Annotated in this window: 18 protein-coding genes; 13 read left to right on the top strand and 5 right to left on the bottom strand. The window is 70.4% G+C overall.

The window, feature by feature from the left end:
* A complete protein-coding gene (gene fabG / locus ACTWQC_RS04305) occupies nt 1-747 on the bottom strand; it encodes a 3-oxoacyl-ACP reductase FabG (protein WP_443314150.1) in 747 nt (248 codons plus the stop codon).
* 382 nt (nt 748-1,129) lie between these two features.
* Here fabG and ACTWQC_RS04310 point away from each other — a divergent pair, with 382 nt between their 5' ends.
* A complete protein-coding gene (locus ACTWQC_RS04310; RefSeq protein WP_443314151.1) occupies nt 1,130-3,547 on the top strand; it encodes a multicopper oxidase family protein in 2,418 nt (805 codons plus the stop codon).
* Here ACTWQC_RS04310 and ACTWQC_RS04315 read toward each other — a convergent pair.
* Nucleotides 3,508-4,548 carry an acyltransferase domain-containing protein gene (locus tag ACTWQC_RS04315; protein ID WP_443314152.1) on the bottom strand — a complete coding sequence of 347 codons (1,041 nt, stop codon included), beginning with the start codon at nt 4,546-4,548 and terminating at the stop codon, nt 3,508-3,510. The two genes, ACTWQC_RS04310 and ACTWQC_RS04315, sit on opposite strands and share 40 nt — an antisense overlap.
* A gap of 108 nt (nt 4,549-4,656) precedes the next feature.
* On the opposite strand from ACTWQC_RS04315, the gene ACTWQC_RS04320 reads away from it, so the two are divergent.
* Both ACTWQC_RS04320 and ACTWQC_RS04325 read left to right on the top strand, forming a co-directional pair.
* The gene (locus ACTWQC_RS04320) at nt 4,657-6,318 is read left to right on the top strand and encodes an acyl-CoA carboxylase subunit beta (RefSeq protein ID WP_443314153.1); all 1,662 of its coding nucleotides are present in this window, start codon (nt 4,657-4,659) and stop codon (nt 6,316-6,318) included.
* Nucleotides 6,315-6,530, top strand: a complete 216-nt coding sequence (locus ACTWQC_RS04325) for an acyl-CoA carboxylase epsilon subunit (RefSeq protein WP_443314154.1) — start codon at nt 6,315-6,317, stop codon at nt 6,528-6,530. Before ACTWQC_RS04320 ends, ACTWQC_RS04325 begins: the two co-directional genes overlap by 4 nt.
* A 177-nt stretch (nt 6,531-6,707) precedes the next feature.
* Here ACTWQC_RS04325 and ACTWQC_RS04330 read toward each other — a convergent pair whose 3' ends face one another.
* Nucleotides 6,708-7,646 (bottom strand): hypothetical protein, encoded by a 939-nt coding sequence (locus ACTWQC_RS04330; protein ID WP_443314155.1) that lies wholly within the window; start codon nt 7,644-7,646, stop codon nt 6,708-6,710.
* 384 nt (nt 7,647-8,030) lie between these two features.
* Between ACTWQC_RS04330 and ACTWQC_RS04335 the strand changes: the two genes are divergently transcribed.
* The 9 genes from ACTWQC_RS04335 (at nt 8,031) to ACTWQC_RS04375 (ending at nt 15,439) form a co-directional block, all read left to right on the top strand.
* The gene (locus ACTWQC_RS04335) at nt 8,031-8,966 is read left to right on the top strand and encodes an intradiol ring-cleavage dioxygenase (protein ID WP_443314156.1); all 936 of its coding nucleotides are present in this window, start codon (nt 8,031-8,033) and stop codon (nt 8,964-8,966) included.
* A gap of 376 nt (nt 8,967-9,342) precedes the next feature.
* Nucleotides 9,343-10,155: a GNAT family N-acetyltransferase gene (locus ACTWQC_RS04340; protein ID WP_443314157.1), complete on the top strand. Its 813-nt coding sequence runs from the start codon at nt 9,343-9,345 to the stop codon at nt 10,153-10,155.
* 77 nt (nt 10,156-10,232) lie between these two features.
* A complete protein-coding gene (locus ACTWQC_RS04345) occupies nt 10,233-11,405 on the top strand; it encodes an amidohydrolase family protein (protein ID WP_443314158.1) in 1,173 nt (390 codons plus the stop codon).
* Nucleotides 11,396-12,382 (top strand): radical SAM protein, encoded by a 987-nt coding sequence (locus tag ACTWQC_RS04350; RefSeq protein WP_443314159.1) that lies wholly within the window; start codon nt 11,396-11,398, stop codon nt 12,380-12,382. Before ACTWQC_RS04345 ends, ACTWQC_RS04350 begins: the two co-directional genes overlap by 10 nt.
* A complete protein-coding gene (locus tag ACTWQC_RS04355; RefSeq protein WP_443314160.1) occupies nt 12,379-12,729 on the top strand; it encodes a hypothetical protein in 351 nt (116 codons plus the stop codon). The genes ACTWQC_RS04350 and ACTWQC_RS04355 overlap by 4 nt, the downstream gene beginning before the upstream one ends.
* An 18-nt stretch (nt 12,730-12,747) precedes the next feature.
* Complete coding sequence (locus ACTWQC_RS04360; RefSeq protein ID WP_443314161.1) at nt 12,748-13,368, top strand: hypothetical protein; 621 nt, start codon at nt 12,748-12,750, stop codon at nt 13,366-13,368.
* A gap of 10 nt (nt 13,369-13,378) precedes the next feature.
* Entirely contained in the window at nt 13,379-13,939 is a 561-nt protein-coding gene (locus ACTWQC_RS04365; RefSeq protein WP_443314162.1) for a hypothetical protein, read from the top strand.
* Complete coding sequence (locus tag ACTWQC_RS04370; protein ID WP_443314163.1) at nt 13,939-15,027, top strand: amidohydrolase family protein; 1,089 nt, start codon at nt 13,939-13,941, stop codon at nt 15,025-15,027. Before ACTWQC_RS04365 ends, ACTWQC_RS04370 begins: the two co-directional genes overlap by 1 nt.
* Nucleotides 15,028-15,184: 157 nt before the next feature.
* Nucleotides 15,185-15,439: a hypothetical protein gene (locus ACTWQC_RS04375; RefSeq protein ID WP_443314164.1), complete on the top strand. Its 255-nt coding sequence runs from the start codon at nt 15,185-15,187 to the stop codon at nt 15,437-15,439.
* A 31-nt stretch (nt 15,440-15,470) separates the two neighbouring features.
* On the opposite strand, the gene ACTWQC_RS04380 is transcribed toward ACTWQC_RS04375, so the two are convergent.
* Nucleotides 15,471-15,629, bottom strand: coding sequence for a hypothetical protein (locus ACTWQC_RS04380; protein ID WP_443314165.1), 159 nt, complete (start codon nt 15,627-15,629; stop codon nt 15,471-15,473).
* Between the two features lie 75 nt (nt 15,630-15,704).
* On the bottom strand, nt 15,705-15,956 hold the full coding sequence (locus ACTWQC_RS04385; RefSeq protein WP_443314166.1) for a hypothetical protein: 252 nt from the start codon (nt 15,954-15,956) through the stop codon (nt 15,705-15,707).
* A gap of 16 nt (nt 15,957-15,972) precedes the next feature.
* Here ACTWQC_RS04385 and ACTWQC_RS04390 point away from each other — a divergent pair, with 16 nt between their 5' ends.
* Nucleotides 15,973-16,533: a hypothetical protein gene (locus ACTWQC_RS04390; protein WP_443314167.1), complete on the top strand. Its 561-nt coding sequence runs from the start codon at nt 15,973-15,975 to the stop codon at nt 16,531-16,533.
* Nucleotides 16,534-16,561: the final 28 nt, after the last annotated feature.

Below are 16,561 nucleotides of genomic sequence, written 5' to 3' on the forward strand. Positions count from 1 at the left end.
TCACAGCGATATCCCGCCGTCGATCTGCACCACTTGGCCGGTGATGTAGTCGGCGGCGTCGGACAGCAGGAAGGCGACCAGTTCCGCGACGGATTCGGCGCTGCCGAAGCGGCCCATGGCGACCTTCCCGAGGGCGGCTTCCCGGGCCTTGGCCGGCATGCCGTCGAGCATGTCGGTCTCGATGAACCCCGGGGCCACGGCGTTCACCCGCACCCCGTAAGGGGCGACCTCCTTGGCCAACGCGCGCGTGAGGCCGTTCAACCCCCCTTTGGCGGCGGCGTAGTTGCTCTGCCCGGCGTTGCCGTACACCCCGATGACCGACGAGACGTTCACCATCGCGCCCGACCGGCGGGTGATCAGACCGCGCAGCACCGTACGGCAGACGTTGAAGGTGCCGTCCAGGCTGGTGCCGACCACGGCCTGCCAGTCCTTGGCGGCCATCAGCGCCATCGGGCGGTCCCGCAGCACCCCGGCCGAGTTGACCACCGCGTACGGCGGGCCGAGCTTCTCCTCCGCCTCGCCGACGAACCTCTTCACGGCCTCGGCGTCGGTGACGTCGCAGGTCGCATGGTGGGCCGTGGCACCGGCCTCGGCCACCAGGCGGGCGGTCTCCAGGGCCGCCTCGTCCGCCGACCGCGAGCAGAAGCCGATGTCGTAGCCCGCTCGCGCCAGCCGGACCGCGACCGCGCGGCCGATGCCCCGCGACCCGCCGGTCACCAGCGCGCAGCGCCGTTCTTCTTCTCGCATCTCGTGTCCCTCCCATGTAGCGGCTAAGCGGTCCTGGGGAGGTAGGCGTGACGTCCCGCGTCGTCTGGTGCAGGGGGCACTCCCCCAGCTACCGCTGGGGATACCCCCACCCAGCGGTAGCTGGGGGAGCATCGCAAAGCGGAGGATCGTCCTCTGGGGTTCCCCATGCCGAAGGCCAGGGGAGGGCCTACTCGGACGACTCCGACAACGCAGCGAGGTGCCGCCCGCCGACGGAGTCGGCTGATGTCACTGCGGCGACGTGGGGCGTTGCGCCTACCTCCTCAGGACCGCTTAGGGCCGCGGCACGGCTGCCGTGGCCGTGCGCGAGCATCGTCCAGCGGCCTCGAGGCAGGCTCGAAGGGCCCGCGCCACGCTGTCGGCCATGGTGGAGAACCTCTTCGAACAGAACATCCTGTGGGCCGTACTGGCGGCGCTCTTCTGGGGATTCGCCGCACGCGGGGCCCGGCGGCTGGCCACCCGGCCCACGGGGGCGTCGATCCGGCGCAGAGCCCGGCTCGGCCTGATCCTGCTCTGCACCGCCCTGCTGGTGCTCGCCGTACGGGCCGCGCTGGCCGTCGCGCTCGCGGCGGAGGCGGGGTGGCTCGCAGGCGCCGACTACGTGCTGTTCGGGGCAGTGCCCGCGGCGGCCGCCGGAGCGGCGGCCGCCGGGCTGGCCGTGCCGGCGTACTCGCGCCTGGCCCGGCGCGGTGTGCTGGTGGCGGGCGCGGGCGCGGCGGCCGTGCGCGCCCGCGTCGGCGCTGCCGCGCCGGCCGGGGGCAGCGCGCAGCCGGAGCCGTCGGCGCCTCCTGCGCCGTCCGAGCCGGACAGGCCGTCCGCGGCGGCCGGGCCGTCCGAGATTCCCGGGCCCATCGGGGGGCCCACGGCGCCGCACGACGTCACCCTGCCGCTCCTGCGCCGCGCCGCGGCCGACCCGCGGCTGGTCGTTCCGGTCCAGGCCGGCTGTGCCGCGGCTCTCGCGGGCGCCGCCCTCACCCTCCACCCGCCCGCACCCCCGTTCACCGGCGTGCTCGTCCTCGAACTGGCCCTGCTGGGCGTGGTCTCGGGCGCACTGCTCCTGCTCCAGCAGCGGCGCAGGGCCGCGATGGAGGCTCCGGACTGGCGCCCGCCGTCCCGCTCGAAGCGCGTGCTGCGTGCGACGGCTGTGGTGACCACCCTCACCGTCCTGACCGTCGGCGGGTGCTCGCTCGCGGCGGAACAGAGCCGGTTGCCGGGCCGGATGGGGGAGTCCCACCACCAGCACTCGTACGACACCGGCGGCGGCCCGGCGGCCGGCGGGGCTCCCGTACGGGATCTCACCGCTCTCACCGGAGAGCGCAAGGGCAAGCCCGACCGGCGCTTCACGCTCACCGCGACGGAGCGCACGATGCGGCTGGCATCCGGGGAGAAGGTGGCCGCCCTCGCCTTCAACGCGCAGCTCCCCGGACCTGAGCTGCGCGTGCGCCGCGGGGAACTGGTCGAGGTGGTCCTGGTCAACCGGAATGTCGAGGGCGGGGTGACCCTGCACTGGCACGGCGTGGACGTCCCGAACGCCGAGGACGGCGTGGCCGGGGTCACGCAGGACGCGGTACGGCCGGGCGGACGGCACGTGTACCGCTTCCGGCCGGACCGCGCCGGAACCTTCTGGTACCACTCGCACCAGCAGTCCAGCAGCACCGTGGCGCGCGGGCTGTTCGGCACGCTCATCGTGGAGGAGCCCGCGGCCGGAACGTCCGGCGTGGACCGGACCGTCGTCGCGCACGCGTGGAGCATCGGCGGCGCCAAGCCGGCCGCGGGCGGGCCGCCTCGCGGCGGCGGAGGAGGCGGAGGACAGGGCGGAGGCGGTGGCCACGGCGGAGGCGGAGGCGCCCTCAGCGGCCGCAATGGACTCGGCGGTCAGCTCCGTACCGCGTTCGGCGACGACACCCGGCTGCGCCGCGAGAAGGTGGCCGCCGGCACCCCGGTGCGGCTGCGCCTGGTCAACGCCGACAACTGCCCCCGTACCTACTCGCTCGCCGGAACCCCCTTCAAGGTCGCCGCGATCGACGGCAACGAGGTATCAGGCCCGACGGAACTGCGGGACAACCGGCTGCGGATCGCGGGCGGCGGCCGGTACGACGTCACCTTCCGGCAGCCCGCCGGGCCCGTGCAGCTGATCGTGGTCGGCGACGCCAACGCCTCCGGCGGCGGCCAGGGACTCGAAGGGTGCGGCGAGGACGGCGCGTACGGAGAGAACACCACCGGCACCGCGTCCCTGCTGCTGGACCCCACCGGCAGAGCCGACCCCCCGGCGGCCGTCACCGGCCCGATCTTCAACCCCTTGCACTACGGCAAGCGCGCAAGCTCCCCCTTGGGCCCCGCCCCCCGCTTCGACCGCGACTTCCATCTCGTACTCGGCAACAGCTTCGGGTTCTTCGACGGCAGGCCCATGGCGCTGTGGACCATCAACAACGCCGTCTATCCCGACATCCCGGCCCTGCTGGTACGCGAGGGGGACCTGGTGCGCACCACCTTCGTCAACCGCAGTCTCGACGACCACCCGATGCACCTGCACGGCCACCGCATGCTCGTCCTCTCCAGGAACGGCGAGCGGGCGACGGGCGGCCCGTGGTGGACGGACACCCTGAACGTGGAGCCGGGCGAGCGGTACGAGGTCGTCTTCCGCGCCGACAACCCCGGCCTGTGGATGGACCACTGCCACAATCTCGACCACGCGCGCGACGGAATGGTGCTGCACCTGGCCTACGACGGGGTATCGAGCCCCTACGAAGCCGGAAGGTCCACCGGCAATCTGCCCGAGTGACCTTCCGGGCCTGCCGTGAAGGGCCCTTCCGCGAGCAGCCGTTCGCGTGCCTCGCGTACGCTCCGCCGGTCCGCCTCGGGCCCCATGGCCCGGGGCGGCAGCGTGGACACCACCGCGCTGCGGCCCGTACGCACGGCCTCGTGCCCCCGGGCCAGCACCGCCAGGCTCTGCGAAGGACCCGCCTCGACCAGCAGCCGGTCGCCGTCGCGCAGCACCCGGTCCAGCGTCGGCCAGAACAGCACCGGAGCGGTCGGCTGCACCGCCCAGAACGCCGGGCCGGCCGCCTCCTCCTCGGAGAGCAGCCGCGTGGTGTAGGCGGAGTAGAGCGGGATACGCGGCCGGGCCGGCCGCAGTCCGGTGATGAGCGCCTCGGTCCGCGGCACGAGCGGTGCCAGCGCGGGGCTGTGGTACGGGGTGCGGGAAGCGAGCCTGCGGCAGGTCCTGCCGTCCTCCACCAGCCTCCGCTCGGCCACGCCCAGCGCCGCTTCGGGACCCGAAAGCACCGTGTGGCGCGGTGCGTTCACCGCGCCCACCACCACGCCGTCGCCCAGGTACGCGGAGAGCTCGTCCGGCGCGGCCGCCACCGCGAGCATCCCGCCTGCCGGGGTCGACTCCTGCATCAGGACCCGCTCCCACAGCAGCCGGACCGCGTCCCCGAGACCGAAGACCCCGGCGAGCACGGCCGCGGCGAACTCGCCCATGCTGTGCCCGAGATACGCGGCGGGGCGCACACCCCAGCTCTCGACCAGGCGCCCCATCGCGTAGTCCACGGCGAACAGCAGGGGCGCGGAACGGACATCGGCGTCCATCGGCTCGGCGGGCACCTGCGCCAGCCAGTCGGCCCGTACGGCCTCGCCCTCGGGGCCGAGGCAGCGCAGGACGGAGTCGACGGCGTCGGTGAAGACCGGCTCGTGCCCGTAGAGTCCGGCCGCCATCTGCACATGCTGCGCTCCCGTCCCGGGGAACATCAGGACGACGGAGCGGCGGTGAAGGTGTGTCATACGGCGTGTCATACCGCGAGGCTGGACGCCACAGGTCGAGCCGTACTCCACCCGGATGTCCAGGAGCCGTCGAGCCCCTCTTGAGCCGCCTCACGCACGCTGTCCCGCATGAGCGTTGCCGAGGAAACGCCCCTGAGGCCCCTGACGTCCCCGACCTCCCCGACGCCCCCCACGGCCCCCACGGCCCCCACGCCCCCGAGCGCGGCGGCTCCCGCGGACGGCCACCTGCGCGACCGCGCCGCCGAACTGGCCGAGCTGCACGAGAACGTGCGGCGCGGGCCGAGCGAGCGGGCGACCGAAGCGCAGCACGCCAAGGGGAAGCTGACCGCCCGCGAGCGGATCGCGCTCCTCTTCGACGAGGGCACCTTCACCGAGGTCGAGGAGCTGCGCAGGCACCGGGCCACCGGCTTCGGCCTGGAGGACCGGCGCCCGCACACCGACGGCGTCGTCACGGGCTGGGGGCAGGTGCACGGCCGTACGGTCTTCGCCTACGCCCACGACTTCCGCATCTTCGGCGGAGCGCTCGGCGAGGCCCACGCCGAGAAGATCCACAAGCTGATGGACCTCGCGGAGGCGGCGGGCGCCCCGATCGTCGGCCTGTGCGACGGCGCCGGCGCCCGGATCCAGGAGGGCGTCACCGCGCTCGCCGGATACGGCGGCATCTTCACCCGGAACGTCCGCAACTCCGGTGTCATCCCGCAGATCAGCGTGATCCTCGGGCCGTGCGCCGGCGGCGCCGCCTACTCCCCCGCGCTGACCGACTTCGTGTTCATGGTGCGGGGCACGGCGCAGATGTTCATCACCGGGCCCGACGTGGTCCAGGCGGTGACCGGCGAGGTCATCACGCACGACGCGCTGGGCGGCGCCGACGCCCACGCATCGGTCTCGGGCGTGGCGCACTTCGCCTACGACGACGAGGAGTCGTGCCTGGAGGACGTACGCCATCTGCTGTCCCTGCTGCCGTCCAACAACCGCGAACTGCCCCCGGCCGAGCCCACGACCGACGCCGCGAGCCGCCGCACCGACTCCCTGCTGGACCTGGTCCCGGCCGACCCCAGCCGCTCGTACGACATGCGGGCGGTGGTCGCGGAGATCGTCGACGACGGCGACTTCTTCGAGATCCAGGAGTCCTGGGCCACCAACATCATCTGCGCCCTGGCCCGCCTCGACGGGCAGACGGTCGGCATCGTGGCCAACCAGCCCGCGTCCTTCGCCGGGGTGCTGGACATCCACGCCTCGGAGAAGGCCGCCCGCTTCGTCCAGACCTGCGACTCCTTCAACCTTCCGATGGTCACCCTGGTCGACGTCCCCGGCTTCCTGCCCGGCGTCGACCAGGAGCACGGCGGCATCATCCGGCACGGCGCCAAACTGCTCTACGCCTACTGCAACGCCACCGTGCCGCGCGTCCAGCTGATCCTGCGCAAGGCCTACGGCGGCGCGTACATCGTGATGGACTCCCGCTCCATCGGCACGGACATCTCGCTGGCCTGGCCCGGCAACGAGATCGCGGTGATGGGCGCGGAGGGCGCGGCGAACGTCGTCTTCCGCCGCGAGATCGCGGCGGCCGCCGACCCGGAGGCGGCCCGCGCCCGCCTGGTCAAGGAGTACCGCTCCGAGCTGATGCACCCGTACTACGCGGCTGAGCGCGGCCTCGTCGACAGCGTGATCGACCCGGCCGAGACCCGCAGCCGCCTCATCGGCGCCCTGGCGATGCTCCGCGCCAAACACGCCCCGCTGCCCAGCCGCAAGCACGGGAACCAGCCCCAATGAGCGGCCCGTTCGACGCGGTCCGCATCGTCCGCGGCAAGCCGCTGCCGGAGGAACTGGCAGCCGTGGTCGCGATCCTGGGCGCGCTGGCCGCCGCGGGGGGTGACGCGGTGACGGCGGCACCACCCCCGGCGGCCCCGTGGACCCGCCCGACGGGATGCCTCCCGTCCCAGGCCTGGTCCACCCGACGCCCTCCGGCCTGGCGTACGGCGTAGGGCGGGGTTGCGGGGCTGCTGCTGGTGGACGCGCTGTGCGCCACGTGGGGGCGCACCAGGACCGGCGACCGGCAAGTCGGTCGTCGCGGGTATTGCACAGCACCTCGGCTGATCGGCAGGAGGGGGACAACCGGGAGCGGAGTACGCCCCCTCCGCAACCGCATCAGCGCAACCGCATCAGCCGGACCGGCAGGTCACTTTCATCTGCCCCGCGGCGTGATGGGCGTACGTGGGCCCGTCCTCGTCCCAGTCCTGGCCGCGGTCCAGCAGCTTCACGACGATGCGGCCGCCCTCGACGCGGAAAGTGCCCGCGTCGACCAGCTCTCCCCGGTGCGCGATCTGGTCGATACGGAAGGGGGTCACGTCGGCGTACCGGCCGTCGAGGTCGGTGAGCACCATGTAGGTCGTCGGGTTGCCGGCCACGGAATGGTCGTCGCCGCGGGGAATGTACACGCCGACGTCGCACCGGTCCGAGTCCTCGCCGACCGACCACCACCACTCGGCCCCGTTGCCCCGGTCTCGGTCCCGGTCCCCCGACATGGGGACACCGGAGAAGGAGCCGTCGCACGAGCTTCCCTCGTAACCCCCGGGGCTGACGGTGAACCAGCCTTCGATGCCGTTGTGCCAGACGCCGTGCTCCTCGTAGCCGCCGCCCTCGGGCGAGGCGCAGCCGTGCCCGGCCCAGGCGGAGTACGTGATGGGGCCCGGCCGTGGGGCCGGCTCTTCCCGCGTGGGCTTGGGGCTGGGCTTGGGCGTCGGCGGCGGGGTGCGGGTGGGCTTGGGCTTGGGTGACTTCGAGGAGCGGCTGGGGCTCGGCTCGGGTTCGGCCACTTCACCTGTCGGCAGGATCAGGCTGGGTTTGGGCGCCTCCAGCTCCGTCTCCGGCCCCGCCTGCTCCGTCCGCGAGGCCGAATCCGCCGATGGGGCCGGGGACTCCGTCAGGAGCACTACGCCGGCCAGCGTGCTCAGCGCCAGGAGAGCGAGAGCGCCCACTGCGACGGCCACCTTGCGCGGGCCCGAGAGCGTGGTCCAGCGGCCGTAGAGCGTGTCACGGGTGATCCAGGGATCCGACGGATCCGAGACGAGGAAACGGCACGCGCAGGGCCGCTCCGACAACGGCCTGTCTTGACCGCCGCACCGCTCACACGCCATCTGCCGGTTCCCTTGGTATGTACTTTTCAGCCATCTGTGATCTAGGGGGAGGACCACTATGCACGAGCGCGGTTGTCCCAGGTAAGGGTCAATCCCAGGTTTCCCGCCGGTAGCCCGATCCCGCTTGTCCCAGGCGCCGTTGACGACTCTTTTCAGCCTTCGCCGACGCCCATCGCACGGCCCGCCACCCCAAGGCCCGTGGACCCGTGGTGCCGTCCAGAAGGGTGTGCCCTCCTCGCCACGAGGACTGCCCCGACACGCGCCGTCATCCGCCGCCTTCAACGACCCACAGGGCATCCACAGCTGCCACCCAGGGCGCTCTCATACTCGAACCATAGGTTCCGCGACATGGCTAAAGACGAACAGCACCCACGCCCCGCGACGGACGAGAGCTTCAACCATTCCCACGCCAAGCCGGTGCCCAGTCGGCGAAAAGTCCTGACCGTACTGGGCGGAGTCGGGCTCGGAGCGGCCGGAATCGCAGCCTACGCCGCCAATGCCTCGGCCGGACCGGCCGACTCCGCCGCGGACGTGCCCGCCACCGACTCCACCGCCGGCGGGGCGGCCGGTGCCACAGCCTCGCAGTGTGTCCTCACCGCTGAGCAGATGACGGGCCCCTACTACTTGGAGGACGAGAAGGTCCGCCGCGACATCAGGGAGAACCGTCCCGGTGTCCCGCTCGCCCTGACCTTCCAGGTGGTGGACACGAAAACCTGCAAGCCCCTGCGCAATGCGGCGGTGGACATCTGGCACTGTGACGCCGGTGGCGTCTACGGCGGCTACACGGCCATCTCCCCGGACGAGCCCTACGACCCCAGCAAGGCCGACGAGAATGGGCACGTCCCCAACACCGACAACACGACATTTCTGCGCGGAATCCAACTCACCGACGCACACGGCAAAGCGACCTTTGAGACGATCTTCCCCGGCTGGTACTACGGACGCACGACCCACATTCACCTCAAGGTGCATTACGGCGGTGAGGTCGGAGGCGGGACGTACGAGGACGGACACGTCGCCCACACCGGTCAGGTCTTCTTCGCCGACGAGGTGGCCGACGCCATCGCCAAGCTCGATCCGTATGCGCAGCACACCGGAACCGAGCGGGTCAAACTGACCGATGACCGCACCGGTCAGTCTGCGGGCCCGGCCTCGGTGGTCGCGCTCAAGCAGGTCAGGCCGGGCAGTTACAGCAAGGGGCTGACCGGTTCGATCGTGGTGGGCGTCGACCCGGACGCGACACCGCCGGAGGCCGGCGGTCGCCCTCCGAGCACCTCTCCCTGATGCCTCTCCCGTCAGGAGGGAAGAGGCGGCTGGATACACGGAGTTGATCGAGCCCAGTTGACCTGCGATGACAACGCGGCAGCAACTGTCCACCGATGGTGCCGAGTTCCCGCGCTCACCTTCGCCTGGATCGTCCCCTGGGGGCGGTCCAGGCGCATGGGCATGCGAGGGCTCCTGCTCCGAATGGCCCGCTCCCGATGCGGGAGGGTCCTTTCCTGGCTGTGGTCACAACCCGCGTTGACGCGTTTCGGTGCTTCCCCCCTCGAAGGCAACCCAGTGCGGTACTGTGAACACTCTCGGTCACTTGGGGGTTACTCCACTGCCGTAACTGCGGCTTCGGAGTCCTACTTTGATCCAACGCGGCATCAGGAGGGACATGCCCGTCACCGATCCCACCGTTGACGACCTCTTGGTCTTCCACTTCGAGTGCCTGCAAGGCATGTACTTCTCCGACTACCAGCAGGTCGAGGGTGGGTCTCTGCTCTTCAGCGATGCCATCGAGGACCCTTACTACAATTTCTTTGCCCCTGGATCGCCGTTAGCCGAGGTCGCCGTGCCCGCCTCAGTCGAGGAGGAATTCGCCCGGCGTGGGCGTCAACCGGCCGTGTACCTCACTCCACAGGCGACAGGTGCACACGGCCCGTCCGTTGCCGACACCGACGTGTGGGCCACGGACGCCTGGCTGGTCGGCGATGCCCAGTCGCTGGCCTCCCCCGACGACGGAGGCCGGAATCTGCGCGTCTTCACCGTGGGACCTGCCGAACGTGACACCTATGTCGCTGTTTTCACCGAGGCGTACTCCGGAGGCGACCCGGACGACCCCTACGGCCAACTCGACGCCGCCTACTCCGAGAGTCTGCGGGCCTCCTTCGAAGCCGATGTGCCCGGGTACCGCAAGCACTACGTCATGGCGACTTCCGGCGAGAAACCGGTCGGGGTGGCTGCGATGTTCACAGCCGGTTCCCTGGCCGGCGTCTACGGCGTCGGCACCATCCCGACGCACCGCCGGGCGGGGGTCGGCGCGGCGATGATGGCGTACCTGGCACGGATCGCCGCTGAGGACGGCGCGGCCCAGATCATGCTGCAGACCGAGGCCGGATCAGCCGTCCAGCGCTGGTACGAGGGTCTCGGTTACCGGCACGTCTTCGATGCCTCGTACGTGCCCCTCACCAGAGCGCCGAGTGCATGACCGGCCCCATAGGCGGCCCGTGGGCAGCGGGTCCTGGAGCAGACGACTCGGGAGCAGACGCTCCCTCAGCTGAATCGGTGGGCCCGTTACGCCACCTCCGCGGGCTCAACATCGTCGATGTCGTCCAAGGGGAGACCAGGAAGGCGTCAGTGACGGTCTCCTCCGGTCGGATCGCCGCGCTGGATGAACCGCCCCCGGAGAACGCGGAGATACTCGACCTGGACGGGTGCTGGGCAACCCCATCCTTCGTGGACATGCACGCGCACGTCACCTTCGAGCCTCGCATCCACGACGGGGCGATCACGTTCGCCTTCGACGAGCCCGCGGAGCTCGGCGCACTGCGGGCGGTGCAGAACCTCACGGAAGCGCTGCGCAACGGCATCTGCCTGGTCAGGGACGCCGGTGGCCGCCAGTCCCACCTCGCGGCGGCGAAGCGCTACCTCGGCACAGGGCACTTGCTCCTCCCCGATCTCGTCACCAGCGGCGAACCGCTGTGCCGCCCGGACGGCCACGGCTCGGTGTTCGGGCAGCACCTGTCTCCGTCCAGGGGGATCGGGCAGCTCGTCGAGGAGCACGCCGCGTCCGGCCACGAGTGGCTGAAGATCATGAACGGCCCCGAGCTGTGGCACGAACCGGAGCTGGCGGAGATCGTCTCGTCGGCACACCATGCCGGGCTGCTCACGGCTGTGCACGCCTTCACACCTGAGGGAATCCGGGCGGCGGTCCGAGCGGGCGCCACCACCGTGGAGCACGGCATGGTGGCCGACCCCGAGCTCATCGCGGAGGCCAAGGAGCGGTCGACAGCCTTCGTGCCGACCGCATACTGCTCGTGGATCTCGTTGCGCCCCCGCTTCACCCGAACCCAGCCAACATCCGAGGTGGCCATCCTCGACTACTGGTACAGGTATCTGGACGAGTGTCGTCCGCCCCACCTCGCCGACGGACTGCCCGTGCTTCCCGGCACCGACGCCGGATGCGCACCCTGCACTTTCGACGACTACGTGGATGAGCTGATCCGGTTCGAGCGCTGGGGGACGGACCCCTTAGAGGTACTGCGGAACGCAACCATACGTGCGGCACAACGGCTGGGCAGAGCAGAGCTGTTCGGTTCGATCGACGTCGGCAAGTGGGCAAACCTCATCGTCACGGAACGTGACCCGACTGCGGGCACCACCGCCCTGCGGCATCCGGCACTGGTCCTCTACAAGGGGAGCGGTGTCGTCAACACTTTGGGGGAGAGATGGCCCTGACCGCTCCGCTCAATGTGCACTGGGAGCTCACCAACCTGTGCAACCTGAAATGCGTGCACTGCTACCAGCAGGACGACGGCCCACGCATGGGCCTGCCCTCGGCAGACGTGCTGAGCCTCATCGCCCGCCGGATCGTGGAGGCGGGAGTATTCGAGGTCACCCTCACCGGCGGTGAGGTGCTGCTCGTACCCCAGTTGCGCAGCCTCGTCGCCTTCTTCAACGCCAACGGCCTGCGCCCGCATATCACCTCGAACGGCATGCTGGTGGACGACAGCACCGCCGCATGGCTCGCCGCCGCAGACGTCACCTTCCAGGTCAGCCTGGATGCCGCGGACCCCGACCGCCACAACGCCGTCCGCCGCTCCCCGCATGCGTACGCGAAAGCCCTCGCCGGGGTTTCCCGGCTCGTCGAGCGCGGTGTGGAAGTCTCCTTCGCCTACACCGCCATGCCGGACAACCTGGAGGAGATCGAAGGCGTGGCCGCTCTCGCGGCGGAGCGGGGTGTGCGCCGCGTGTGCGTCGGCGAGGTGCTGCCGGAGTTCGGCAGTGCGGCCGACCGGAGACGACTGGAACTGGCCGCCGAGCCGTTCGGGCACTTCGTAGCCGGATTGCAGGCACTGCGCGACCGATACCGCGGTCGGGTCGATATCGCCGCGGCGCTGCTCTCCGGGCACCTCCACGACCCGCAACTGCGCGCCTCCCCCTGCACGGCTCTCGACCGGGACCTGGCGATCCTGCACGACGGCTGGGCCTACCCGTGCCCGTTCGTCAGGGACCGCCGACAGCGACTGGGCCATGTGCGGCAGCAGGGCATCCGCGAAATCTGGTCCAGCCCCGCGGCCCGGCGCTTCCGCGCTGAGAAGCAGACGCGGGCGTCGAAGCACTGCGTGGAACCGAGCAATCGGTCGGAACCCGTCCTCGTACAGCTCGGTCCGGCTCCCGTCGCCCCAGTTCCCGTCCACAAGGAGGAACAGTGACCACATCCGTCGAGCTTCCCGGCTTCGCCTCCCGTCAGGAGGGCGACGGCTTCGTTCTCCACGTACACGGCACCAGCAGGTACCTGTACGCCAACGCGAGCGCACACGAAGCCCTGAGCGCCCTTCGTTCGGGCAGCCCCGCCCACGAGGTGGCCTCGGCTGTGGCCACCCGGTACCCGTCGGCGGCCGACCGGGCCGACAGGTTGCTTGCAGAGCTGGTCGAGGTGGTGGCCGGGCAGCGAGAGCGGGCCGGCGCAGCCGACGGCGCGGTCCCCCGCATCTGTCCCCTCACGGATCTGATCGGCGACAGCGCCGACCGGTGCGAGACCTTCGGCATGCCCCTGTAACGCCTCTCCGATTCAAGGGTGGTGGTCCCGATACCTGCGATCAGCAACACGCTCATCTATGTCGAGAAACAGCTCATCCTGCCCATCGGGGTCAAGCTTGTCGGCTCTTCCCTGGCCGCCCGCAACAGTGAGCAGGTCAGCGGGGGCTTCAGCTGGTTCCTGGCCGCCAAGCTCGGGTACGCGGCCGAGTCAGGGGCCGACATGTACCTGGCGGACCTCTTCCCCGAAGACATCTTCTCGTTCGCCTATGCCGAGATCAACGACCGGAATCTAGGGGTCCGCGACTTTGCGGAGGCCGTGGGAAGCCGCCGCATAACGCCTCCCGATGTCGTGACCATCGACGGGACGCTCCGCTTTCCCGACATCACCCCGCAGGTGTACGACCCGTTCCGGCCGCCCGTCATCAACATCCCCAACCAGTACAGCGTGTACGGCTACCAGTGCTTCACGGGTGTGCTCGAGAACGGCGGGTTCGAGATCCCCGTCTACTTCCTGGTGGAGTCGGCCGAGCTGGTGTTCTACGCGCACAACAAACCAGTTGAAGTCGTCGGGGTCGTGAAGTGGTCACCCAGTTACGAGGTCGCGGGGCACGCGCTCAACGGGATCGTGCTCGCCGCGGCGCTCCTGCTCCGCCGGTGAGGAAGAGGCCGTGATCCAACGCCGTCCACAGCCACCCGCCCTCGGGCTGGTGGACGTCATCTACGTCACGCCGTGGGTGATCGGCGCGTTGGTGCTGCACGACGTGGCGAACACCCTGACGCTGGCCTTCATCCCCCTGTTCGTCGCGAGCTGGTGGCAGGACTGGCAGTCCGCACGGGCCGCCACCTCGTACTTCTCCGGCGAACTCGTGGGATTCGACGCCCTGACCGCCGGGAACTACATCGCCCTGGCCGACGGATGGAGCCGACCGGTGCCGGACGGGGCGTGGCTCAGCACTCCTACACTGATCAGCTGGACGGGCGTGTTCGCCATTTACATCAGCTGGAACCTGGCAGTGATCAGAAAGGCCGACCCGCCGACCCGGCGGGCCTTCCTGCGGTTCACCATCGCCGAACTGCCCCTGCTGGCCATCGGCTGCACCCTGGTCGCCCTGCAGCTCGGTTTCGACGACGAGCCGGGCTGGGTGCACCCCGCGGGCGTGGGAACACTTGCTCTCGCACATGCCGCGCTCCTGGTCTTCTGGCGGCTGATGTCCCAGAAAGAGCAGTAGTGGACACCCCTCTGGTCTCGGCCGACTCCCACATCGTGGAACCACCGGCCCTCTTCCGGGACCGCCTCGACCGTCGTTGGCAGGAGCACGCACCCCGCCTCGTACCGGATCGCGACGGCGGCGAGCGCTATGTGTTTCCCGGCTCCACGCGGTCCGTCGGTCTGGGGCTCGCGGCCTCGGCCGGAGCGCCGGGAGACGACCTGATGGAGACGGGCACCCGATTCGCCGACATCCGGCCAGGCGCATGGCAGCCGGGTCCGCGTCTCGCCGACCAGGACGCGGACGGCGTCGCCGCCGAAGTGCTCTATCCCACCGTCGGGTTGTTTCTCCTCCGCCACCTCAACCGGGAGTTCTCAGCCGCGTGCATGGCCGCGTACAACGGCTGGCTGGCGGACTTCTGCGCCGCGGCCCCGGACCGGCTGATCGGCTGTGGCGCCTCCGCCGTCACCGCCCCCGAGGAAGCAGCCCGAGACCTCCGCCGCATCCGCGACTCGGGCCTGAAGGGCGCCGTCGTGCCTCTGGAGCCGTCCGCCGGGGGCTACGCCGACGAAGAGTTCGATGTCCTGTGGGAGACGGCCGCCGAACTGGAGATGCCGATCACCTTCCACGCCCTGCCCCCGGTACGGCAGGCGCCCGCCGCAGGCCCAGGGGCCGCGGCGATCCTCCCCCTCTGGGACGCGCAGGAACTGCTCACCGGACTCGTCCTCGGCGGCGTCCTTCAGCGCCGCCCCGAGCTGCGTCTGGTGTTCGCCGAGTTCGATGCCGGCTGGGTGCCCCACTTCCTGCAGCGCCTGGACCACTACTTCCACCGGCATTACAGGTGGCTGAAGCTCGATGGCCGGATCGACCGTCCACCGTCGGAGTACATCGCGCGTTCGGTTCACTTCACGTTCCAGGACGACCCCGTGGCCCTCCGGCTCACCGGCCCGGCCTGCTCAAACCTCATGTGGGCGAGCGACTTTCCGCACGCGGAGTCGACCTGGCCGACGTCCAGGTCGGTCGCCTCGGCCTGCGACGGCCTCATCCCCGCCCAGTTGCACAGGGACGTCTTCGGAGACCGAGCGCGGGCCCTGTACGGCATTCCCTGACGATGCGGGGCGCACGCTCCCAACCAGCCTCTCAAAAGCGCGAGTTCAACGATGGACGAGGGCGAAGAGGGAGGGAAAAATGAAAGGATGACGGCGGCTGGCGGACGAGGTCCAGGACAGCCGGGACACAACGAACGGACCGCAGAAACCGGAGAAGATGCCACCCACCGCCTCCTCTCAGCCGCCCCTGCTCCGCGATGTCATCGACATCAAGCCGTCCATCTCCACCTCCGACTTCGTTCTGAAGCTCGCGGAGGCGGTGACCGAGGAGGGCAGCGCCAAGGCCCTCGGGGACTATGTGGTCACCGAGCGCCTGCTGGAGAACTTCGACGAGGCCCTCGGACTGATCAAGGCGGCGTTGGACGGGCACGTCCAAGGCGGCGTATCTGCACGGTTCGTTCGGTTCCGGTAAGTCGCACTTCATGGCGGTGCTGCACGCCCTGCTACGGGGCGACCGGGCGGCCCGCTCCCTGGCCGAGTTCGACCCGGTGCTGGGCAGGCACGAATGGCTCTCGGCCGGGCGGAACTTCCTGCTGGTGCCGTACCACATGCTGGGTGCCAAGTCGCTGGAGCAGCGTGTGCTGGGCGGGTACGTGGCGCACGTCAGCGCCCTCCATCCGGATGCGCTGACCCCGCAGGTCTACCGGACGAACACCCTGTTCGCGGACATCCGGCGGTTACGGGACCGGATCGGCGACGAGGCGTCCATCGCGGGGCTGGACCGCCCGGATCCGGGAGCGCAGGACGCGCAGCACCATGACGATGGCGATGACGAGTGGGGCGATCCCTTCGCCTGGAACACCGAGCTCCTCGACCGGGCGATGGAGGCGGAGCAGTACGACGGCGGCGAGTACCGCGAGGACGGGAGCCCGGAGCCCCTCCGGGCTCGACCTGGTCGACCCCACCACCTCGACCGAGCTGCGGGCCAAGCTCGTCCACGACGCGATGAGCTGGTTCCCCGGCTTCGCCAAGAACGCCGCGGAGGACGAGTACGGGTTCATATCCCTGGACGCCGGGCTCGCGGTCATCGCCGCGCACGCCAAGTCGCTGGGCTACGACGGGCTGATCCTCTTCATGGACGAGCTGATCCTCTGGCTCGCCAACCGCATCCACGACCAGAAGTTCGTCTCCCGCGAGGCCGACAAGATCACGAACTTCGTGGAGGGCTCGGACTCCCGCCGGGCCGTGCCCATCGTGTCGTTCATCGCCCGCCAGCGCGACCTGCGCAAGCTGGTCGGCGAGGAGCTGTCCGGAGCGGCCGAGACCGCGATCCAGGACAGCCTCAACCTCGCTTCCGGCCGCTTCGACAAGATCACGCTGGAGGACCGCAACCTCCCGCAGATCGCCCACGCGCGCCTGCTCCAGCCCAAGGACGACGAGGCGAAGTCCAAGCTGGACGCGGCGTTCGCGAAGGCCAAGCGGTCCGGCGGGCCGGCCGTCTGGGACGTACTGAGGACGTCGAGCGCTACCTGCACCGGCCCGGCAGCATCGACAGCCCGCAGCTGAGCGAGCGCTGCCACGGCTTCGTCGGCGA

The sequence above is a fragment of the Streptomyces sp. 8N616 genome (assembly GCF_052246385.1).
Lineage (GTDB): Bacteria > Actinomycetota > Actinomycetes > Streptomycetales > Streptomycetaceae > Streptomyces.